This is a genomic window from Seonamhaeicola algicola (genome assembly GCF_007997385.1).
Taxonomy (GTDB): domain Bacteria; phylum Bacteroidota; class Bacteroidia; order Flavobacteriales; family Flavobacteriaceae; genus Seonamhaeicola; species Seonamhaeicola algicola.
The window spans coordinates 314-756 of the sequence record NZ_VOSC01000030.1 but is presented as its reverse complement, the minus strand read 5'-3'; positions in this window follow the sequence as shown (position 1 = coordinate 756).

Sequence of the window (443 nt, the reverse complement as noted above, 5' to 3'; positions counted from 1 at the left end):
CAAGCCGTTCAACACCTAACGCGTGTGTTTGTGGGGTTTAGTTTTTTAACAGTCAGTTCCTTGTTCATTTGCTATTAATCCAGTTTATATTATTTAGTAAGCATTATTTAATAGTAGGCAGTTATATTAGTATATATAAAGTAACACTTAGTGTTTAGTAATTCAATATATATAGTCATCAGTCATCAGTCAACAGTCAACAGTCATCAGTCAACAGTCATCAGTCATCAGTGAACAGTCAACAGTCATCGGTCCACAGTCAATATTCAACATTCAACAGTCAGTATAAAGCAGTCATCAACCTTTCAAAACAACAATACTTAATATTATAAAGCCATGATTTATCAAGATAATACAAATAATCAAAGTACTTAAGTAAGCAGTATAGCTTAACCAAAGGATGTTATAAAACACAATAAAAAAGGAAATACATAAAATTCATT